Source organism: Caulobacter sp. Root343 (genome assembly GCF_001425745.1).
In the GTDB taxonomy this organism is placed as follows: domain Bacteria; phylum Pseudomonadota; class Alphaproteobacteria; order Caulobacterales; family Caulobacteraceae; genus Caulobacter.
The window spans coordinates 717,087-737,883 of the sequence record NZ_LMDF01000005.1 but is presented as its reverse complement, the minus strand read 5'-3'; the positions used below and the strand labels follow the sequence as shown (position 1 = coordinate 737,883).

Genomic DNA, 20,797 nt, shown 5'->3' with positions numbered 1-20,797 from the left:
CGGAGCCTCGCGGCCCCGCCCTCGTTCGTTTCAGCGTTGAGCTGACGCAGACTTCTTAAATTAGAAGTCCATGTCGCCCATGCCGCCCGGCATGCCGCCGCCCGGAGCGCCACCGGCGTTCTTCTTCGGGGCTTCGACGATGGCGGCTTCCGTGGTGATCAGCAGGCCGGCCACCGAGGCGGCGTCCTGCAGAGCGGTACGGACGACCTTGGCCGGGTCGATGACGCCGTCGGCGACCAGGTCGACATACTGCTCGGTCTGGGCGTTGAAGCCGAACGTCGCGTTGTCGCTTTCCAGGATCTTGCCGACCACGATCGAGCCTTCGACGCCGGCGTTCTCGGCGATCTGACGGATCGGAGCCTGCAGGGCGCGACGGACGATGGCGATGCCGGCGGTCTGGTCGTCGTTGTCGCCGGTCAGGTTCGCCAGGGCCTTGGAGGCCTTCAGCAGAGCCACGCCGCCGCCCGGGACGATGCCTTCGTCGGCGGCCGCGCGGGTCGCGTTCAGGGCGTCGTCAACGCGGTCCTTCTTTTCCTTCACTTCGACTTCGGTCGAGCCGCCGACGCGGATGACCGCGACGCCGCCGGCCAGCTTGGCCAGGCGCTCTTGCAGCTTTTCCTTGTCGTAGTCCGACGTGGTGTCTTCGATCTGGCGCTTGATCTGGGCGATACGGGCCTCGATCGCTTCCTTCTCACCAATGCCGTCCACGATCGTGGTGTCGTCCTTGGTGATCGAGACCTTCTTGGCGCGGCCGAGCATGTCGAGCGACACGTTCTCGAGCTTGATGCCCAGGTCTTCCGACACGACTTGAGCGCCGGTCAGGATGGCGATGTCTTCCAGCATGGCCTTGCGGCGGTCGCCGAAGCCCGGAGCCTTGACGGCGGCGACGCGCAGGCCGCCCCGCAGCTTGTTGACCACCAGGGTGGCCAGGGCTTCGCCCTCGACGTCCTCGGCGATGATCACCAGCGGACGGCCCGACTGGACGACGGCTTCCAGCACCGGCAGCAGCGGCTGCAGCGACGAGAGCTTCTTTTCGAACAGCAGGATGAGCGGCTCTTCGAGCTGAACTTCCATCTTGTCGGCGTTGGTGATGAAGTACGGCGACAGGTAGCCGCGGTCGAACTGCATGCCTTCGACGACGTCGAGTTCGGTCTCGGCGGTCTTGGCTTCCTCGACGGTGATGACGCCTTCGTTGCCGACCTTGGCCATGGCGCGCGCGATCATGTCGCCCACTTCCTTGTCGCCGTTGGCCGAAATGGTGCCGACCTGGGCGATTTCGGCGTTGGTCGTGACCTTCTTCGACGAGTTCTTGATCTCGGCGACGACGATGTGCACGGCCTTGTCGATACCGCGCTTCAGGTCCATCGGATTCATGCCGGCGGCGACCGACTTGAGGCCTTCCTGGACGATGGCTTGCGCCAGGACGGTGGCGGTGGTGGTGCCGTCGCCGGCCTTGTCGTTGGTCTTCGACGCGACTTCGCGGATCATCTGCGCGCCGAGGTTCTCGAACTTGTCAGCCAGTTCGATTTCCTTGGCGACCGAGACGCCGTCCTTGGTCGAGCGCGGGGCGCCGAACGACTTTTCGATGACGACGTTGCGGCCCTTGGGGCCCAGGGTCACCTTCACCGCGTTGGCGAGGATGTTGACGCCGCGCAGCATCTTGTCGCGCGCGTCGGAGGAGAAATAGACGTCTTTAGCGGCCATGTTAGAGCCCTTCTAAAAGAGAAACGTGGGTTCGAAAGCGATTGGGAACGGGGGAGGCTTAGGCCTCGACCACGCCCAGGACGTCGCTTTCCTTCATGATCAGCAGGTCTTGACCGTCGACCTTCACTTCGGTGCCCGACCACTTGCCGAACAGGATGCGGTCACCGGCCTTGACGTCCAGGGCGACGACATCGCCCTTGTCGTTGCGCGCGCCGGGGCCGACGGCGACGACTTCGCCTTCCTGCGGTTTTTCCTTGGCGGTGTCGGGGATGATGATCCCGCCCTTGGTCTTCGTTTCTTCTTCGACGCGCTTCACGAGGACGCGGTCGCCCAGGGGACGAAATTTCATTGTTGTTCTCCGTCGGAACGGTTTGTGTAAGGGCTTCGTCAGCGAGGGGAACGGCGCTGTTAGCAGTCGCCCCTCTTGAGTGCCAACGCCGTGCGTGAGTTAGGCAGCGGCCTCCGGGGAGTCAAGGACGTCGCTGACGAACTTTTTTCGACGCGATCAACGCGGGAGGGTTCGATGTTCGATCATGTGGGGTTCGGCGTGGCCGACTTCCAGCGCTCGGCGGCCTTTTACGACGCCGCCCTGGCGCCGCTCGGGGTTCGCCAGTTGTATGTCGTACCCTTGGAATTCACTGGCGGCGCAAACGCCGTCGGCTATGGCGCCAAGCGGCCGATGTTCTGGATCTCCGATCGGAACGCCACCCAGGGCAAGCTGCATGTCGCCTTCGCCGCCACGACCCGCGCCCAGGTCGACGCGTTCTACGAGGCCGCGCTGAAGGCCGGTGGTCGCGACAATGGCGCGCCCGGACTTCGCCCACATTACGATAAAGACTATTACGGCGCGTTCGTGCTGGATCCGGACGGCTTCAACGTCGAAGCCGTCTGCCGGGCGCCGGAATAGAGCTGGTCCACAAGGGGAGCCCCTGCCGCATGTCGAGTTACGTCCTGTCGCTGTTCCTGGCGGTCCTGGCCTGCGTGATCGGCGGGACGCTGGGCGGCATGATCCTGGCCCGGCCGCAGACCATGCTGGGCCTGGCCGGTCTGGCCGACGAGGACACCCCCAAGCCGCCGCTGTTCGCCGAAGGACGGGCCCTGGGCGGCGTGCTGATCGCCTCGCACGGGGTGGCGGCGCTGTATCTCGGCTACCAGCCGCGGATCGGCGCGGCCATGGCCCTGGCCCTGGCGGTCGCCTGGCTGGGCGCGGCGGCGGGCCGGGCGCTGTCGGCGGCCCTGGACGACCAGGCGGGGCGCTACAACAGCGGCGCGATGATCTTCAACGCCCTGATCGGGATCACCCTGAGCTTGCCGTTCTTCCAGGTCGGCAAGGTGGTGCTGCGCGGCGTGGGCCTGGCCTAAAGAGGCCGGGCGCCCTCGTGGGCTAGCAGCCAGCGCTTGCGCTCGACGCCGCCGCCATAGCCGGTCAGCGACCCATCCATGCCGATCACCCGGTGACAGGGCGCGACGATGCTGAGGGGATTGGAGCCGTTGGCGTGGCCGGCGGCGCGGATCGCGGCCGGGCGGCCGGCGCGGCGGGCCAGTTCGGAATAGGTGATCGTCTCCCCAACCGGAATTTCCGTCAGCGCCGTCCACACCGCGTGCTGGAAGGCCGTGCCGTTGGTCGCCCAGGCGATCCGGCGCAGGGCCGCGAATTCGCCGGCGAAATAGGCCGCCATGGCCTCGCGGATCGCGGCGGGCGCGGCGCCCGACTCCGGCCGCAGCGTCCGGTAGTGGGTCCGCAGCAGACGGTCCAGCCGATGCTCATGGTCGTGGAAGTCCAGGGCGCGCAGGGCGCCGTGCTCGTCGGTGACGATCAGCAGCTCGCCGATCGGCGAGGGCGCGCGGTCCAGGATCAGGCGGTCGGGACGACTCATGACGGCGATCATCGCCGGGGGCGGGGAGCCTGTCCGCCCGGATTTTGCGGCCCAGACTGCTTGCCCCCTCCGCGCTTCGCGCTCCTCCCCCGGAGGGGGAAGACGACGCGACGATCCTTCTTCCCCCTCCGGGGGAGGAGGGCCGCAGGCCCGGAGGGGGCAAGTCAGTAGTGGTCTACCGGATCCCCGGCACCTGCTGCGCCGCTTCGCGCTCGGCCTTCTGCTTGTAGGCGAGATCCCCGTACTTCGACATTTCCATGCGGGCGATGGTGCGGCAGTGGACCTCGTCCGGGCCGTCGGCCAGGCGCAGGGTGCGGATGCCGGCATAGGCCTTGGCCAGGCCGAAGTCGCTGGTCACGCCGCCGCCGCCGTGGGCTTGGATGGCGTCGTCGATGATCTTCAGAGCCAGGCGCGGGGCCGCGACCTTGATCATGGCGATCTCCAGCCGGGCCGACTTGTTGCCGGCCTTGTCCATCATGTCGGCGGCCTTCAGGCACAGCAGGCGGCACATCTCGATGTCGATGCGGGCCTCGGCGATGCGCTGCTCCCAGACCGAGTGATCGGAGATGTACTTGCCGAACGCCTTCCGGGTCATCAGCCGCTTGACCATCTTCTCCAGCGCCACCTCGGCCGTGCCGATGGTGCGCATGCAGTGGTGGATGCGGCCGGGACCGAGGCGGCCTTGGGCGATCTCGAAACCGCGGCCCTCGCCCAACAACAGCCCCTCCTCGACCGGCACGCGGACGTCCTTGAGGATGACCTCGGCATGGCCGTGTGGGGCGTCGTCATAGCCGAACACCGGCAGCATGCGGACGATCTCGATGCCCGGCGCGTCCAGCGGCACCAGCACCTGGCTCTGCTGGCTGTGGGTCGAGGCCTCCGGATCGGTCTTGCCCATTACGATGGCGACCTTGCAGCGCGGATCGCCGACGCCCGACGACCACCACTTGCGGCCGTTGATCACGTAGTCGTCGCCGTCGCGCTCGATGCGGGTCTCGATGTTGGTGGCGTCCGAGCTGGCCACCGCCGGCTCGGTCATCAGGAAGGCCGAGCGGATCTCGCCGTTCATCAACGGCCGCAGCCAGCGCTCCTTCTGCGCCAGCGTGCCGTAGCGCATCAGCACTTCCATGTTGCCGGTGTCGGGCGCGGAGCAGTTGAAGACCTCCGAGCCGAAGCCGACCTTGCCCATCTGCTCGGCGATCAGGCTGTATTCCAGGTTGGTCAGCTGCTCGCCTTCGAACTCGAAGGTGTCTTCGACATGGGTCTGGCCGCTGTGCGGCGGCATGAAGAAGTTCCACAGGCCCGCGGCCTTGGCCTTCTTCTTCAGCTCCTCGACGACCTGGACCACCTTCCAGCGCTCGGCGCCCAGGACGTTCATCTCGGCCTCGTAGGCCGGGATCGCCGGATAGACGTGCTCGTCCATGAACGCGACGACGCGATCCATGAAGACGCGTTGCTTGGGGGAGATGTCGAAGTCCATGGCGTTCCCTCTACCCGCTTCTCGTTGTGTCAAACAGTTGTTTGAAGTGGTTGTAGACCGCCCTGACGCGCGGGGCAAGCACGCAGCGTGGTCCCAAGCGCAGAACCGGGTTGTCAGGCCGCCCGTCCTGACGGAAAACACCGCCATGCTGAACCTGACCGCCGACATCCTGCAGGGCCGCTACGTGCGGCTCGAACCGATCACCGTCGACCACCGCGACGAACTGAAGGCCGCCATCGACTGCGATCCCGCCAGCTGGGAGATCATGTCGGTCAACGGCTGCGGCGAGGGCTTCGAGGACTTCTGGGGCGCGCTGCAGGGCGAGACCGACCGGGGCGAGCGTGTCGGCTATGCCATCCGCCGCCTGTCGGACGGCCAGGTGATCGGCACCTCCAGCTACCTCAACATCCGACGCCTGCACGGCGGGCTGGAGATCGGCTCGACCTTCCTGAACCCCGAGGCGCGCTCGGGTCCGGTCAATCCGGAGAGCAAGCGCCTGATGCTGGCCCACGCCTTCGAGAAGGCCGGGGCTATCCGCGTCGAGTTCAATGTCGACGTCCGCAACGCCCGCAGCCAGGCCGCGGTCGAGAAGCTGGGGGCCAGCAAGGAAGGCGTGCTGCGCAGCCACAAGGTCACCTGGACCGGCCATGTGCGCGACACCGCCGTGTTCTCGATCACCGACTACGACTGGCCGGCGATCCGCGAGCGGCTGGAGTTCCGGCTCAGCGAAACCTTCGTCTAAGCTAAGCTTGACTGCCCTGGAAAATAAATCGCCGTTATCTCGTCGGTTGTAAGACTTTTCCAATCTTGAGGCCCTAGGTTTGGGTCCCATGACGGCCATCGCCTGCTTGCGCATCCTGTTCACCGCCGACGGCGAGAGCCGGCCGGGGGATATCCCCAAGCACAAGGCTCAGGGGGTCGCGGACGCGTTCCTGAAGGCCCGCTGGCGCGCGCCGCGCAAGTGCGGGGCCGTCGCGCCCCTGGCCTTCGTCCTGGCCGACCACAATGTCGAGCACCTGGACCCGACCGAGGTGCAAGGCCTGGCGGGCGAGCTGGAAAAGGTGCTGTTCCCGGGCCGCCCCATCGGCCAGATCGCCTTGATGACCTTCGAAGGCGACGAGTCGGCGGTGCTGAACTTCGCGGCGCTGTCGCAGAAGGAACTGGCCGGCCTGATGGCGGGCGAGGGCTATGCCGGCGAGCCCGGCCGGATTCACATGATCACCGCCGACTCGGTGGAGCCGATGCCCTCCACCCGCGAGGAGGCCGCGGCCTACGCCGTCGAGAAGGCCAAGGCGGCCGAACCCGCCGCGCCGGTTTCCGTCGCTCCGATTGTCGCGCCGCCGGCGAAGCCCGCCGCTCCGGCGCCCGAGGCGCCGCCGATCATCGCCCACGCCAAGTCCGATCCGCCGCCGGGTCCGGCCATGGTCAAGGCTCCGGCCAAGGTCGAGGCCCCGCCGCCGCCGGCCGAGACCGGCTGGTGGGGGATCTACGATCTGGCCGAAGGCGCGTTCGTCGGCTCGAAGATGGGCATGCGGGCCGACCTGATCGGACCGCCGCCCGAGGACGACGCCAAGCTGCTCAAGCGCGACCTGATCGCCCTGACCGACGTGCAGGCGGCCCTGAAGCTGGCGCCGTTCGGCGAGATCCAGGTGCCGTTCGGCTTCTGGAATCTGACCACCCCCTCGTCGCAGGACGCCTACAAGAGCCGGCTGTCGCGCTACCCGCTGGACCATCAGCCCCGCTTGACGGCGACCATCTATTGCACGCCGCGCGAAGCCTCGATCGGCATGCTGCAGCAGATGCGCGCCTTCCTGAAGGGCAGCTTCGCCCGGATGGACGTGCAGGTCGCCGACCCGACCTTCCCGATCCAGGGCATGCCGCCCGAGCTGGTCGACACCATCACCCTCGTCCTCAACGGCGAGACCGAGCACGACCGCCTGAAGCAGATCCTGAAGTTCGTCGAGCGCAAGGGCGGCTACACCGCCAAGGGCGTGGCCCAGGCCATCGCCAATGTGAGCTCGGCCGTCGAGCTGGAGGCCTGCCGGGCCGGGGGCATCGTCCGCGTGCAGGGCCCTGCCGTGACCGACCTGATGGACAAGCCGGTCGCCGCCGCCGAGGGCGCGCCGCTGGCCCTGGCCCAAAGCGCGGCCTAAGGGGCGCTAGCCCTTCGGCATCTCGAAGCTGAAGACCACGCTGTCGGCCGAGCGCTCGCTGGGCCCGTGATAGACGGCCTCGATGTTGTTGCCGTCCGGATCCCACAAAAACGCGGCATAGTAGCCGGGGTGATAGGGCCGCTCGCCCGGCCCGCCGTTGTCGCGGCCGCCGGCGGCCAGACCCGCCGCATGGAACCGCCTCACGGTTTCCTGATCCTTGGCCTGGAAGGCCAGGTGGATGTGGGTGGCCGGTTCGCCTTCGTCGATCCAGATCTCGTCGGCGTCCAGGTGGGCGCCGTCCTCGTTGACCGGGACGTCCAGCACCGCCAGCACCGCGCGATAGAAGCGCTTGGTCGTCTCCAGATCCCTAGCGCGAAGCTGGATGTGGTCGATCAGGCGACCGCGGTGGATTTCCATGGCGAGACCTCCAGATTTGGAGGCGAACGCCTGGGAGCCAAAGATGCTCCCCCGCGCTGCGGGGGAGCTGTCGCGGAGCGACTGAGGGGGCTAACGCGGCGTGCGTCCAGATGGCCCCCTCCGGCCCTCCGGGCCACCTCCCCCGCATCGCGGGGGAGGATATCTACCGTCGCCCGAACAGCTTCTCGATATCGGCCAGCTTCAGTTCGACATAGGTCGGCCGGCCGTGGTTGCACTGGCCTGAATGGGGCGTGGCCTCCATCTCGCGGAGCAGGGCGTTCATCTCGGCGCCGTTCAGGCGGCGGCCGGCGCGGACGCTGCCGTGGCAGGCCATGGTCGAGCAGACCTCCTCCAGCCGTTCCTTCAGGGCCAGGGCTTGGCCGTTCTCGGCCAGATCGTCGGCGATGTCGCGGACCAGAGCGGCAGCGTCGGTCTTGCCCAGCAGGGCCGGGGTCTCGCGCACCAGCACCGCGCCGGGGCCGAAGCTCTCGATGACCAGGCCCAGGCTGGCCAGCTCGTCGGCGCGGGCGACGACGCGCTCGGCCTCGGCGGGATCCAGGTCGACCACCTCGGGCAGCAGCAGGGTCTGGCGGGACACGCCGCCGCCCGCCATCTCGCCTTTCATACGCTCATAGACCAGGCGCTCGTGGGCGGCGTGCTGGTCGACAATGACCATGCCGTCGCGAGTCTGGGCGACGATGTAGGTCTCGTGCACCTGGGCCCGGGCCGCCCCCAGCGGGAAGTCGACGGGGTCGAAAGGGGCGGTCGCCGATGGATAGTCCGCCGTCGGACGATCCTCGAACGCGATGTTCGCGTAGGCCTCGCGCACCACCTCGGCCAGCTCGCCCCCATAGCTGGGTTCGACACGGGCCGACACGTCCGACAGGCCCGGCAGGTCCATCGCCCGCTGGGTCGGCGGGGTCCAGCCGCCCTCGCGCCAGGCCGAGAAGCCGGCGGGGGAGGGGCCCGGTTGGTAACCCGGGAACGGGCTCTGCTGGGCGCGGATGCTGTCCAGGGCCTGGGCGGCGACGGTGGTCGAGGCGCGGTGGCCAGCGCCGGCCAGGGCGTGGCGCAGCGCCCCGACGATCAGGCCGCGCACCAGGGCCGGATCGCGGAACCGCACCTCGGCCTTGGCCGGGTGGACGTTGACGTCGACCTCGGCGGTGTCGAGCGTGACGTACAGCGCCGCCGTCGGATGGCGGTCCCGCGCCAGAAAGTCGGCATAGGCCGCGCGCAGGGCGCCTTGCAGCAGGCGGTCGCGCACCGGCCGGCCGTTGACGAACAGGTACTGGTGGGCGGCGTTGCCGCGGTTGTAGGTCGGCAGCCCCGCGAAGCCCGACAGCCGCACGCCGTCGCGGACCTGGTCGATCTCGATGGCGTTGTCCTGGAAGTCGCGGCCCAGCACGGCCGACAGGCGGGCAAGGCGACCTTGCGGACCCGGATGCTCCGGCGGCAGGCGCAGCACTCGGCGGCCGTCGATGTCTAGCGAGAAGCCGACGCTCTCGTTGGCCATGGCCTGGCGCTTGATCTCCTCGGTGATCGCCAAGGCCTCGGCCCGCTCGGACTTCATGAACTTCAGGCGGGCGGGGGTGGCGTAGAACAGGTCGCGCACCTCGATCCGCGCCCCGTGCGGGCCGGGGAAGGCGGCGGGGGCGATGTCGCCGACCTGGCCGCCCTCGACCAGGATCGAATGGGCGTCGCTGGCGCCCTTGGCCCGCGAGCTGATGGTCAGCCGCGCCACCGAGCCGATCGACGGCAGGGCCTCGCCCCGGAAACCCATGGTGTGGATGCGCAGCAGGTCCCACAGGCCGTCCGCGTCCGGGGCCAGCTTGGAGGTGGCGTGGCGCTCGATGGCAACCGGCAGTTCGTCGGCCGACAGACCGCAGCCGTCGTCGGCCACCAGGATGCGGGTCAGGCCGCCGCCATGCGCCTCGACCTCGATCCGCGTCGCGCCCGCGTCGATGGCGTTGTCGACCAGTTCCTTGATGGCGCTGGCCGGGCGCTCGACCACCTCGCCGGCGGCGATGCGGTTGACGGTCTCGGGCGGCAGGCGACGGATGGGCATCGGCGGACTTTCACAAGGCAGGCCGGCCCGTCTCCTGAGGGAGGCGAGGCCAAGCATTGCAACTCCTTAAGTTGCCGAGCGAACCGCGATCGGCCAACGAGGAAGGAGATCGACCATTCTAGATCGATTCCGCCGCCGTTCGAGGAAGACAGATAGTGATCCTGACCCGTTTCGCCGCCGCCGGCCTGGCGCTTTCATTGATGTGCGGAGGCTCGGCCCTGGCCCAAGCGAAGAACGAGGTCTCGATTTACCAGAGCAAGCCCGTGGACCTGACGCCGGTCGACAGCCAGGCCAACCTGGTCGAGGAGCTGATCGTCAACGCCCGTCTGCCCGGTCCGGCCTGGTGGAAGGTCACCGACGGCGACACCACGGTCTATGTGATGGGCATCCCGGCCTTCACGCCGGACAAGCTGGATTTCGACGACTCGGTGCTGCGTCGCCGGCTGAACGGGGCCAATGTGCTGATCATCGGCCAGCAGCCCGAGGTCCGGATCCTCAGCCTGCTGGCCCTGATCCCCGGGCGCGGCAAGCAGTTCATGACGGGCCAGCCGATGCGCGAGACCCTGCCGCCAGATCTGCGCGCGCGGCTGGAGAAGCAGTTGAAGGCCCGGGGCAAGCGGGCCGACGAGTTCGACAAGTTCAAACCGGCGCTGGCGGGCTTCATCGTCGCCAACAGCCGGGGGGGCGACGGCGTCTCGATCACCGTCGGGAAGTTCACCGACCGCTTTCGCGACCTGGCCAAGAGCAAGGACATCGCCGTCCAGCCTCGGGTCAAGAAGCTGGATGACTACGACCTGATCGGCATGGTCAAGTCGCTGGCCGAAGCCCCCCAACCGTTACAGGAACTGTGCCTGGACGCGGGCCTCAAGCAGGCCGAGAACGGCCTGGCCACCGTCCGTGAAACCGCCGAGCAGTGGGCCGAGGGCCAGGTGCGCGAGGTGGTCTCGGCCGAGCGCGGCTATCAGCGGTGCCTGGCCTCCACGCCCTGGATCGCCCGCCAGTTCAAGGACGGTCAGGACGACGCCGTCGGCGCGATCACCTCGGCCCTGAAGAAGCCCGGCAAGAGCGTGGCCGTCATCGAGCTGCGCTCGCTGCTGACCCAGGGCGGGGTGCTGGATCGCCTGCGCGCCAAGGGCTTCACCGTGACAGCGCCTGAATAAGGCCAAGCTTTCGCCGCGGTGACCCACCAAGGTCCGGCGACATCGGGGAACACCATGCATTTGAAACTGACCGGCCTGGCCCTGGCCGTCGCCGCCGTCATGGCTGGCGGCGCGCGCGCCCAGGTCATCGACGATCCGCAGGCCAATGTGGTCGAGGCCCTGGTGGTCAGCGCCAAGCTGCCCGGCCCGGCCTGGTGGCGCGTCACCGACGCCGACACCACGATCTATGTCCTGGGGACGCCGAACGCCTTGCCCAAGGGCCTGGCGTGGGACAAGTCGGTGCTGGAACACCGCCTGGACGGCGCCTTCGCGGTGATCACGCCGTCGGAGTGGCGCGCGGGGCTGACGGACCTTCCGGGCCTGCTGAAGTTGCGCAAGCGACTGAAGGGCGACGACGGCTGGGTCCAGCGCTCGCCGGCCTTGGCCGCCCGCTTGCGGCGCGCCTGGGCGGCGGCCGACCCCAAGGACCCCGACGGCTGGAAAGACTGGAAGCCGCTGATTGTCGCCCTGCAGCTGGATAGCAAGGCGGACCACAAGGCCGAGCTGCAGGGGATGGAGCCGGAGAAGACGATCAAGGCCCTGGCGCGCAAGCACAAGGCCAAGCCTCGACCGGCCCAGGTCCACAAGGCCATGCCGATGCTCAAGGCCCTGGTCCGCGACCACACCGAAGAGGCGGGCCTGGTCTGCCTGGCCGAGACGCTCGACACGGTCGAGGCCGGCCCCGCCGCGCCCCGCCTGGCGGCCGAGGCCTGGGCCCAGGGGCGAGTGAAGGCCGCCCTGGCCGGTCCGCGCAGCGACGAGCGCTGCGAGCTGCTGCTGCCCGGCGTGGCCGACGCCAAGCGCCAGTCGGTCGACGACGAGGTCGGGACCCTGGCCGAGCTGCTCAAGACCCCTGGCCACGCGATCGCCGTCTTTCCGATGCGCGGCCTGGTGGCCGAAGGCGGGGTGCTGGACAAGCTGCGGGCGCGGGGGATCACGGTGCGCACGCCGGGGGACGGGTAGAGGTCGCCAAAAATCCCTCTCTTATAGAGAGAGGGGCTTCGTGTGCGACCCGGGCGTTCCGAGGGGCCGCCCCCGAAACGAAAAACGGCCCGGAACCGCTAGGTCCCGGGCCGTTCGATTCTCGGTGGGCTGAGCCTACAGGCCCGGCAGCTTGATGCCGGTCTTCTTCTCGCGGCTGATGACCACGCCGCCCGAGCCGACCAGCTTCTTCAGGCGAGCCTCCTCGGCGGCGGCGTCGACCTCCACCGGGGCGTTGGCGCCGGATTCGGCGGCGGTGGCGACATTGGCGGCCTTGGGCTGGCCCTTCTTCCAGAACATCACCTTGCTGGCGAAGCTCTCGTCCTTGTGGGCCAGGTCGCCGTTCTCGTCATCGACGACGAAGCGGATCAGCGGATCGGCCTTGTCGGAGCCGGCGCGCGAGACCAGCAGCTTCTCGCCTTCCGAACGGCCGGCGGCGTTGCTCTGGCCGATCAGGGCGGCGCGGGCCGCGCTTTCCGGCTGCAGCTCCTGCGGACGCGGCTCGCCGGGCGCCGGCGGGCGCAGGGCGTAGTCCGGCGGCACGGCCAGAGGAGCCTTGCTCACCACGCGGAATTCGTCGGGGACCACCTTGCTCATGCCCAGGGCTTTCTGGGTGGAGGTGCAGCCGGCCAAGCCGATCACGGCCACGGCGGTCAGGGCGCTCACGGTCGCGACCCGATTGAAACTCATCAAACCATGCTCCACGGCCGACCCCCGGCCCAAATTTCGGACGCTCTCGATACGACATCATCGCGCGGGCGCCAATCTCCCACGCGATTGCGGCGTCATTCGGCCCATTTTACTCGGCCTGCTCGGCCAGTTTCTTCTCGCCGTAGAGGAAGCTGTCGATCAGCAGCAGGGCCACGCCGATGTTGATTCCGGAGTCGGCGACGTTGAACACCCAGGGGAAATGCAGGCGCGAGACGTCGATGAAGTCGACGACGTAGCCGTACATCACTCGGTCGATCAGATTGTTGCCGATCGCCGCGCCGATGATCATGCCGATCCCCAGCGCGGGCAGCAGCTTGGTCGATTGCCGCGCCCAGAAGGCCAGGCCGACGACCACCAGGATCGAAAAGCCGATCAGCAGCCAGCGGCCCCAGTCGCTGTCCTTCAGCAGGCCGAAGCTCATGCCGTAGTTATGGACCATGGTCAGGTACAGCGGACCCAGCACATGCACGGACCCGCCCTGCTCGCGGCCGAGCAGGCCCAAGGCCCAGAGCTTGGAGATCTGGTCCAGGACCAGCGTGGCGGCGGCGACGGCGTAGGCGGTCCAGCCGAGGCGGGTGATGTTCAAGGGTGTCGTCACTCTATCGCCGCTCATAATCTGAACCCTCTCCCATAGGGAGAGGAGGGACCCGCCGCGAAGCGGTGGGAGGTGAGGGGTTACATCGGTAGCCGGTGTAACCCCTCACCCCTACCCCTCTCCCTATGGGAGAGGGAGACTTCTCAGTGCGTCGCGTCCCAGTACGCCACCGCTTCGGCGTCGCGAAGGCTAAGCTCCGGATAGCGGGGGTCGGTTCCCACCTCGGGCAGGATCCGCCACGAGCGGGCGCACTTCTGGCCCTCCGCCAGTTTCGGGTCCACCGAGACGCCCTTGACCTCGTCGGTCCGGAACGCGCCGGCGTCACCGGCCAAAAGCGTAGCGGCGGAAGTGCGGAACACCTCGGCCGCGTCCAGGCCGTCGAAGGCGGCCAGCAGGTCGGCGTCGGCGACGTGGACCACCGGCGCGGCCTCCAGCGCCGAGCCGACCCGCTTTTCGCGACGTTCGACTTCCAGGGCGCCGGTCACCACCGACATCACCGTCTCGACCTTGGCCCAGCGCGCGGCCTCGGCGGGGTTTTCCCACCCGGCCGGCGTGGCTGGAATCACCCGCAGACTGTTGGAGCCCGCCTCGGGGAAGCGCGTCTGCCACGCCTCTTCCATGGTGAAGCTGGTCAGCGGCGACAGCCAGATGGTCAGGCGCTCGAACACATAGTCCAGCACCGTGCGATAGGCCTTCCGCCGGAGGGCGTTAGGCGCGTCGCAATAGAGGCTGTCCTTGCGGATGTCGAAGAACAGGGTCGAAAGGTCGCCCTGGCAGAACTCGATCAGCGGCCGGGTCACGTCGCTGAAGCGATAGCTCTCGTAGGCGGCGCGGACGTCGCGATCCAGCTCCCACAGGCGATGCAGGATGTACTTCTCCAGCGGCGGGAAGTCGGCGTAGTCGGTGACCCGCTCCTCTTCCGTGAAGCCGGCCAGGGCCCCCAGCAGGTAGCGCGTGGTGTTGCGCAGCTTGCGATAGGCGTCGGTGGTGGTGGCCAGGATCGTCTTGCCGATCCGCTGGTCTTCCGAATAGTCGACCATCGCCGCCCACAGGCGCAGGATCTCGGCGCCGCTTTCCTTGGTGATGGTCTGCGGCTCGACGGTGTTGCCCTTGGACTTGGACATCTTCTCGCCGTTCTCGTCCTGGGTGAACCCATGGGTGAGAACCGCCTTGTAGGGCGCGCGGCCGCGGGTGCCGCAGCCTTCCAGCAAGGACGACTGGAACCAGCCGCGATGCTGGTCGGAGCCTTCCAGATAGAGGTCGGCCGGCCAGTGGCTGTCGTCACGGCCCTCGATCGTGAAGGCGTGGGTGCAGCCCGAGTCGAACCAGACGTCGAGGATGTCGCCGACCTTCTCGTAGAGGGCCGGATCGTGATGGCCCAGGAAGTCGGCGTCGGGGCGCTTGAACCAGGCGTCGGCCCCGCCTTCGCGGATGGCGGCCAGGATGCGGCCGTTGACCTCCGGGTCCATCAGCGGATGGCCGGTGTGCTTGTCGACGAACATCGCCAGGGGCGTGCCCCAGGCGCGCTGGCGGCTGACCAGCCAGTCGGGACGGCCCTCGACCATCGAGCCGATGCGGTTGCGACCGGCGTCGGGGTGGAAGGCGGTGTCGGCGATGGCCTTCAGGGCCTTCTCGCGCAGGGTCTGGCCGGTCTCATCGGCGTGGTCCATGCGGATGAACCACTGCGGGGTGTTGCGGAAGATCACCGGGGCCTTCGAGCGCCAGCTGTGCGGATAGCTGTGCTCGACCCGGCCGCGGGCCAGCAGGGCGCCGGCCTCGATCAGCTTGTCCATCACCGCGCCGTTGGCGGGGCCGAACTTGCCGACCTTCTTGCCCTCGGTCTCCAGCACCTTCAGACCGCCGAACAGCGGCACATGCGGGTAGTAGGCCCCGTCCGGATCCACCGTGTCGGGGATTTCGCGATGACCGTGGGCCAGCCAGACATTGTAGTCGTCGGCGCCATGGCCCGGCGCGGTGTGGACGAAGCCCGTGCCCGCGTCGTCGGTGACGTGGTCGCCGGCCAGCATCGGCACGGCGAAGCCGTAGTGGGTGTCCAGCGCGGCCAGCGGATGGGCCAGGACCATGCCTTCGCAGTCGACGCTCTCCAGCTTCTTGAAGCTGGCGACCTTGGCCGCCTTCATCACGTCGTCGGCCAGCTTCTCGGCGATGACCAGGCGGTCGCCTGGCGCCGACCAGGGGGCGAACTCGAGGTTCTCCTCCAGCGCCACGACCTCGTAAGCGGCGTAGGCGACGTCGGGATTGTACGAGACTGCGCGGTTGGCCGGGATGGTCCAGGGCGTGGTCGTCCAGATCACCACGCTGGCGCCGGTGGCGGCGTCCGAGCCCTCGACGACCGGGAACTTGACCCAGATCGTCGGCGAGACGTGGTCGTGATACTCGATCTCGGCCTCGGCCAGGGCCGTGCGCTCGACGGGGCTCCACATCACCGGCTTGGAGCCGCGATAGAGCTGGCCAGAGGCGGCGAACTTGTGGAACTCGGCGACGATGGTGGCTTCCGAGTTGAAGTCCATGGTGGCGTAGCGGCTCCACCAGTCGCCCAGCACGCCCAGGCGCTGGAACTCGGTCTTCTGGGCCTCGATCCAGCCGCCGGCGTATTCGCGGCAGCGGGTGCGGAACTCCTCGGCCGGGACCTCGTCCTTGCGGCGGCCCTTGGCGCGGAACTCTTCCTCGATCTTCCACTCGATCGGCAGGCCGTGGCAGTCCCAGCCCGGCACGTAGTCGACGTCGTAGCCCAGGGCGAAGCGCGAACGGACCACGAAGTCCTTCAGCGTCTTGTTCAGGGCGTGGCCGATGTGGATGGCCCCGTTGGCGTAGGGCGGGCCGTCGTGCAGCACGAACAGCGGCGCGCCGTCGGCCTGGCGCTTGGCGCGGATCGCGCCGTACAGGCCCTTGTCCGAAAGCGCGGCCCAGCCCTCCAGGATCTCGGGCTCCTTCTTGGGCAGGCCGCCACGCATCGGGAACGGGGTGTCGGGCAGGAAGACGGTTTCGCGATAGTCGCGGGCGGTCGTGGCGTCGTCGGCCATGGAAAAAGGTCCGGCTTTGAAAGGGGTCGGAAGAGGGCGTGAGAACCCGGCGCGCGCTGCAGGATCGTCCGGCGGCGTCACGCCGGGCGGATAATTCGCGAAATCTTCCGAACGGAACTCATGGCGTGGGGGATAGCAGAGGGCGGGAGGAGACGCCAGTACTTGCCCCCTCCGCGCTGACGCGCTCCTCCCCCGGAGGGGGAAGAAGACGCGATCCCTTCTTCCCCCTCCGGGGGAGGAGGGCCGAAGGCCCGGAGGGGGCAAGTGACCCTAAGCCCCCGGCTTTCGCGGCTTCGGCGTCACCGTCACGCTCATCAATCTCGCCTGGCGGATCACCGTGAACACGGTCGGGCGGCCGATGCTGTGGTGGTCCAGCGCCCGCAGCAAGTCGTCGAGCCCGGTCAGCGGCTGGTCGCCGGCCGCCACCAGCAGGTCGCCCTCGCGCAGCCCCGCCTTGGCCGCCGGTCCGCCCAGATCGACGTGGGCGACATAGACCGCATAGGGCTGGCGCACGCCTGTCGCCTGGGCCAGGGCCGGCGGGATCGGGGCCTGCTGGGCTATGAGCCCGATCGAGCCGCGCCGCACGTGGCCGTGGGCCAGCAGCTCGGCGATCACGAAGCGGGCGGTGTTGGCGGCGACCGCGAAGCACAGGCCCTGGTAGCCGGCGATGATCGCCGTGGCGATGCCGACCACCTCGCCGGTGGAATTGACCAGCGGCCCGCCGCTATTGCCCGGATTGAGCGCCGCGTCGGTCTGGATCAGGTCCTCGATCAGCCGGCCGCGCTCGCCGCGCAAGGATCGGCCCAGGGCCGAGACGACGCCGGTGGTCACCGTGGCCTCGAAGCCCAGCGGCGCGCCGATGGCGATGATCAGCTGGCCGCGCCGCAGCTTCTTGGAGTCGCCCAGCCGGGCCACCGGGATATCGGCGGCCTGGTCGACCTTGATCACCGCCAGGTCGGTGTCGGGATCGTCGCCGACGCAGCGCGCCGTCAGGCTGCGGCCTTCGGCGGTGATGACCACGAAGCGGCTGGCGCCCTGGATCACGTGGCTATTGGTCAGGATCAGCCCGCCCTCGCCTATGGCGAAGCCCGAGCCCACGCCCGCCATCCGCGGGTCCTCCAGCATCGGATGGATGCGCACCACGCTGGGCCCGACCCGCTCGACCGCGCGGACCACGGCGTTGGAATAGGCGTCCAGCAGATCGCCGTCGGGCAGGGCGCAATAGCCGCCCTCGACCTCAAGCGCCTTGCCGGTGTCGAACACCAGCTGGGCGCCGTCCGGATAGGCCAGGATCTCGTGCCGACGTAGGGGCGCGGGCTGCTTGGCGCGCGCGAACAGATCGTACTTGCGTCCCTTGAGCATGCGGTCCCCACCCAGCCGTTCAGGAAGGTTAACGGGTGGGGTGAGGATCGGAAACCCCTTCTCCCCTTGCGGGAGAAGGTGTCAGCGAAGCTGACGGATGAGGGGTCGATAGGCCTGTCCGGATAGGGCGGCGCGACCCCTCATCCGTCTCGCTTCGCGAGCCACCTTCTCCCGCAAGGGGAGAAGGACGCTAAAACCCCGGCGCCACGATCGCGCGGGCGGCCTGCTCGTCCTTCAGCACCTGCTGGACCAGCAGGTCGATGCTGTCGAACTTCAGCTCGGGGCGCAGGAAGGCGATCAGGTCGGTCTCGATCACCTGACCGTAAAGGTCTTCGTCGAAGTCGAACAGCCAGGTCTCCAGCCGGGTCTCGACCTCGCCGGTGGTCGGATTGTTGCCGAGATTGGCCACGCCCGGCACCTCGCGGCCGTCGGGCAGGCGGGTGCGGGTGGCGTAGACGCCCAGCTTGGGCACCACATAGTCCTCGACCTCGACATTGGCGGTCGGGAAGCCCAGCTGGCGGCCCAGCTGCTGGCCCCGGCGCACCACGCCCTCGATGGCGAACGGCCGCCCCAGGATACGGGCGGCCTGCTCCGGATGGCCGTCGCGCAGGGCGTCGCGCACGCCGGTGGACGAGAACTTCTCGCCGTCCCCCCCGGCCGAGAATTCGGCCACCGGCTCGGCCACCGAGACGGTGAAGCCGTACTCGGCGCCGTAGGTCCTCATCAGGTCGGCGCTGCCCGATCGGCCTCGGCCGAACGAGATGTCGAAGCCGACGGCCACGTGCTTCACGGCCAGGGCCTCGACCAGCACCTTCTCGACGAACTCGCGGTCGCCGAAGCTGGCCATCTCGAAGTCGAACGGCAGCAGGTAGAACAGGTCCACGCCCAGTCCGCCCAGGGCGCGGGCCTGCTGGCCGTGGGTCATCAGCTTGAAGGCCGGTTCGCTCGGGCGAAACAGCCGGCGCGGATGCGGATCGAAGCTGACCACGCCCAGCGGCGTCTTGCCAGCCAGGGCCGCTTTCGCCGCCTGCGCGATGACCTGCTGGTGGCCGCGATGCACGCCGTCGAAATTGCCGAGCGCCACGGATGCGCCGCGCTCCTCGGGGGGCAGGTTCTTCCAGGCGTGGACGGTCTTCAGGTGCATCAGGCGGCCTTGCGGGGAACCATGACCACGGCCTCGCCGTCGACCACCGGCTTGCCGTTGACCAGGCAGACGGTGGCGAAGGTGACGCGGGCCTTGGCCTGGTCGATCTCGGTGACGGTGGCGCGGGCGGTGACGGCGTCGCCGATCCGGACCGGGCGCTTGAAGCGCAGGGCCTGCGACAGGTAGATCGCGCCCGGACCCGGCAGGGTGGTGCCCAGCACCGCCGAGATATAGCCGGCCGACAGCATGCCGTGGGCGATGCGCTCGCCGAAGCTGGTGGTGGCGGCGTAGTCGGCGTCCAGGTGGACGGGATTGTTGTCGCCGGTCACGTCGGCGAAGGCCTCGATGTCGGCCTCGCCGACCGTACGGACCAGTTCGGCCGACTGGCCGACGCTCAGCTCTTCCAGAAACTTACCCTGCATGATGCGTTCCCCTGCGGTTTTTATTGTGCATTGCACCACAGTTTAGCGGGACAATCCGTGTTCACCAGACCAGATCGCCGATGGCGTGGGTCGCGCCCACCGCCTCGGCGTCCAGCAGGGCCTGGACGGCGTCGGGGTTCAGGCGGCCGTCGGGACCGACGGCCTTCTCGCCGTGGATGCCCTTGGCGACGAACAGGCAGGCCAGCTTCTGCTCGTGGGCGCCCTTGACGTCGGTGATGACGCCGTCGCCGACACAGAGCACGCGGTCCCGATCGACGGGGCGGTCCAGCAGCTTGGCCGCCTCGGCCAGGGCCAGGTCGTAGATCGCCCCATAGGGCTTGCCTGCCATCACCACCTGGCCGCCCAGGCTCTCATAGAGGTCGGCCAGCGATCCCGCGCAGAAGATCAGCCGATCGCCGCGCTGCACCACGCGGTCGGGATTGGCGCAGATGAACAGCAGGCCCCGGTCGGCGGCGACCTTCAGGCGGTCGCGATAGTCCTCGGGGACCTCCGTCTCGTCCTCGTAGAGGCCCGAGCACAGGATGAAGTCGGCGTCCTCGCAGCCGGCGAGGGTGAGGTCGAAGCCGGCCCACAGCGGCGCGTCGCGCTCGGGGCCAACCTTCCAGACCTTGGTCCCGGCGTGGGGCTGCAACAGCGCGCGGGTGGCGTCGCCCGAGGTGACGAAGCCGTTCCAGGCCGAGCGCGGCACGCCTAGGCTGTCCAGCTGCGCCACCACGTCGAACGAGGGGCGCGGCGAGTTCGAGATCAGCACCACCGGACCCTTGGTCTCCGCCCACTTCGTCAGGGCCGCGCAGGCCTCGGGAAAGCTGGCCACACCGTTGTGGATCACGCCCCAGACGTCGCAGAGCACCACGTCATAGCGGTCGGAAAGGTCGGAAAGGCCGGCGGGGAAGTCCATCATGGGTGCGCGATACGGGGGTAAGGGCGAGGCGTCAATGTCGCCAGGAACCTTAGCTGTTGCTGATCGGCGTGAATTCAAGAGCTTCGCCGCGACGCTTTCGAAGACCCGCGTTCCGTGACTATCCTCCGCCCAAACGGGAGGCGGGCATGACGATTCTGATCCTGGGGCTGGTCGTGTTCCTGGGCGTCCACTCGGTGCGGATCCTGGCCGGGCCGTATCGCGACGCCCAGATCGCCGCCAGTCCCAAGCGCTGGAAGGGCCTCTATTCGCTGGCCTCGTTCGTGGGTCTGGGCCTGATCATCTGGGGCTGGATCCTGTTCCGGCCGACCGCGCCGCAGCTCTACGACCCGCCGGCCTGGGGACGTCGCGTGACCTGGGTGCTGGTCTGGATGGCCTTCGTGCTGATGCCGACCGCCAACGCCCCGACCGGACGGATCAAGGCGACCGTGCGCCATCCGATGCTGCTGGGCGTGATCTTCTGGTCCAGCGGCCACCTGCTGGCCAATGGCGACCAGGCCTCGGTGACCCTGTTCGGCGCGTTCCTGGTCTGGGCGATCCTCGACCTGATCTCGGCCTTGGGTCGCAAGGAGCCGGCCCCGGTGGTGGTCAGGCCGCGCGCGGATGTCATCGCGGTGGTGGCCGGGACGGTGCTGTGGTGCGTGTTCGTGTTCTTCCTGCACCGGGTGCTGTTCGGGGTTTCACCGCTGGGATGAATGGGGGG

General features: G+C 68.5%; 21 protein-coding genes. 7 read left to right on the top strand and 14 right to left on the bottom strand.

From position 1 onward, the window contains the following. Positions 1–60: 60 nt before the first annotated feature. On the bottom strand, positions 61–1,704 hold the full coding sequence (gene groL, locus ASC70_RS07370) for a chaperonin GroEL (protein ID WP_056048168.1): 1,644 nt from the start codon (positions 1,702–1,704) through the stop codon (positions 61–63). Positions 1,705–1,762: 58 nt separating this feature from the next. Next, positions 1,763–2,053 carry a co-chaperone GroES gene (gene groES / locus ASC70_RS07365; protein WP_010918572.1) on the bottom strand — a complete coding sequence of 97 codons (291 nt, stop codon included), beginning with the start codon at positions 2,051–2,053 and terminating at the stop codon, positions 1,763–1,765. A gap of 174 nt (positions 2,054–2,227) precedes the next feature. Here groES and ASC70_RS07360 point away from each other — a divergent pair, with 174 nt between their 5' ends. Both ASC70_RS07360 and ASC70_RS07355 read left to right on the top strand, forming a co-directional pair. Beyond that, on the top strand, positions 2,228–2,611 hold the full coding sequence (locus tag ASC70_RS07360) for a VOC family protein (RefSeq protein WP_056048166.1): 384 nt from the start codon (positions 2,228–2,230) through the stop codon (positions 2,609–2,611). 29 nt (positions 2,612–2,640) lie between these two features. Then, positions 2,641–3,066, top strand: a complete 426-nt coding sequence (locus ASC70_RS07355) for a DUF4345 family protein (RefSeq protein ID WP_047408351.1) — start codon at positions 2,641–2,643, stop codon at positions 3,064–3,066. On the opposite strand, the gene ASC70_RS07350 is transcribed toward ASC70_RS07355, so the two are convergent. Then, the gene (locus ASC70_RS07350; RefSeq protein WP_056048506.1) at positions 3,063–3,581 is read right to left on the bottom strand and encodes a methylated-DNA--[protein]-cysteine S-methyltransferase; all 519 of its coding nucleotides are present in this window, start codon (positions 3,579–3,581) and stop codon (positions 3,063–3,065) included. The genes ASC70_RS07355 and ASC70_RS07350 overlap by 4 nt on opposite strands. Before the next feature lie 175 nt (positions 3,582–3,756). Continuing rightward, on the bottom strand, positions 3,757–5,061 hold the full coding sequence (locus ASC70_RS07345; RefSeq protein ID WP_056048163.1) for an acyl-CoA dehydrogenase family protein: 1,305 nt from the start codon (positions 5,059–5,061) through the stop codon (positions 3,757–3,759). 145 nt (positions 5,062–5,206) lie between these two features. Between ASC70_RS07345 and ASC70_RS07340 the strand changes: the two genes are divergently transcribed. Continuing rightward, the gene (locus ASC70_RS07340) at positions 5,207–5,803 is read left to right on the top strand and encodes a GNAT family N-acetyltransferase (RefSeq protein ID WP_056048160.1); all 597 of its coding nucleotides are present in this window, start codon (positions 5,207–5,209) and stop codon (positions 5,801–5,803) included. Positions 5,804–5,891: 88 nt separating this feature from the next. Further along, positions 5,892–7,214 (top strand): hypothetical protein, encoded by a 1,323-nt coding sequence (locus ASC70_RS07335; protein WP_056048157.1) that lies wholly within the window; start codon positions 5,892–5,894, stop codon positions 7,212–7,214. A 6-nt stretch (positions 7,215–7,220) separates the two neighbouring features. Here ASC70_RS07335 and ASC70_RS07330 read toward each other — a convergent pair whose 3' ends face one another. After that, positions 7,221–7,631 (bottom strand): VOC family protein, encoded by a 411-nt coding sequence (locus ASC70_RS07330; RefSeq protein ID WP_056048153.1) that lies wholly within the window; start codon positions 7,629–7,631, stop codon positions 7,221–7,223. A 163-nt stretch (positions 7,632–7,794) separates the two neighbouring features. Further along, positions 7,795–9,696, bottom strand: a complete 1,902-nt coding sequence (mutL, locus tag ASC70_RS07325; protein WP_056048150.1) for a DNA mismatch repair endonuclease MutL — start codon at positions 9,694–9,696, stop codon at positions 7,795–7,797. A gap of 155 nt (positions 9,697–9,851) precedes the next feature. Between mutL and ASC70_RS07320 the strand changes: the two genes are divergently transcribed. Both ASC70_RS07320 and ASC70_RS07315 read left to right on the top strand, forming a co-directional pair. Beyond that, a complete protein-coding gene (locus ASC70_RS07320; protein WP_369815092.1) occupies positions 9,852–10,856 on the top strand; it encodes a TraB/GumN family protein in 1,005 nt (334 codons plus the stop codon). Between the two features lie 54 nt (positions 10,857–10,910). After that, the gene (locus ASC70_RS07315; protein ID WP_056048143.1) at positions 10,911–11,858 is read left to right on the top strand and encodes a TraB/GumN family protein; all 948 of its coding nucleotides are present in this window, start codon (positions 10,911–10,913) and stop codon (positions 11,856–11,858) included. Between the two features lie 135 nt (positions 11,859–11,993). Here ASC70_RS07315 and ASC70_RS07310 read toward each other — a convergent pair whose 3' ends face one another. The 8 genes from ASC70_RS07310 to ASC70_RS07280 all read right to left on the bottom strand — a co-directional run bounded on the left by ASC70_RS07310 (position 11,994) and on the right by ASC70_RS07280 (position 20,076). Beyond that, positions 11,994–12,566, bottom strand: coding sequence for a DUF3035 domain-containing protein (locus ASC70_RS07310; RefSeq protein ID WP_056048141.1), 573 nt, complete (start codon positions 12,564–12,566; stop codon positions 11,994–11,996). A 109-nt stretch (positions 12,567–12,675) separates the two neighbouring features. Continuing rightward, positions 12,676–13,200, bottom strand: coding sequence for a signal peptidase II (gene lspA, locus ASC70_RS07305; protein WP_082539829.1), 525 nt, complete (start codon positions 13,198–13,200; stop codon positions 12,676–12,678). A gap of 125 nt (positions 13,201–13,325) precedes the next feature. Then, a complete protein-coding gene (gene ileS / locus ASC70_RS07300; RefSeq protein ID WP_056048135.1) occupies positions 13,326–16,226 on the bottom strand; it encodes an isoleucine--tRNA ligase in 2,901 nt (966 codons plus the stop codon). 77 nt (positions 16,227–16,303) lie between these two features. Then, on the bottom strand, positions 16,304–16,348 hold the full coding sequence (locus tag ASC70_RS25265; RefSeq protein ID WP_181242883.1) for a hypothetical protein: 45 nt from the start codon (positions 16,346–16,348) through the stop codon (positions 16,304–16,306). Positions 16,349–16,496: 148 nt separating this feature from the next. Next, positions 16,497–17,588, bottom strand: coding sequence for a S1C family serine protease (locus tag ASC70_RS07295; RefSeq protein WP_056048131.1), 1,092 nt, complete (start codon positions 17,586–17,588; stop codon positions 16,497–16,499). Between the two features lie 190 nt (positions 17,589–17,778). Beyond that, positions 17,779–18,732, bottom strand: a complete 954-nt coding sequence (locus ASC70_RS07290; protein ID WP_056048128.1) for a bifunctional riboflavin kinase/FAD synthetase — start codon at positions 18,730–18,732, stop codon at positions 17,779–17,781. Further along, complete coding sequence (locus tag ASC70_RS07285; RefSeq protein WP_162247192.1) at positions 18,732–19,157, bottom strand: MaoC family dehydratase; 426 nt, start codon at positions 19,155–19,157, stop codon at positions 18,732–18,734. Before ASC70_RS07285 ends, ASC70_RS07290 begins: the two co-directional genes overlap by 1 nt. Before the next feature lie 58 nt (positions 19,158–19,215). After that, complete coding sequence (locus ASC70_RS07280) at positions 19,216–20,076, bottom strand: TIGR01459 family HAD-type hydrolase (RefSeq protein ID WP_056048125.1); 861 nt, start codon at positions 20,074–20,076, stop codon at positions 19,216–19,218. Positions 20,077–20,222: 146 nt separating this feature from the next. Between ASC70_RS07280 and ASC70_RS07275 the strand changes: the two genes are divergently transcribed. Beyond that, positions 20,223–20,789, top strand: a complete 567-nt coding sequence (locus tag ASC70_RS07275; protein ID WP_056048122.1) for an NnrU family protein — start codon at positions 20,223–20,225, stop codon at positions 20,787–20,789. Positions 20,790–20,797: the final 8 nt, after the last annotated feature.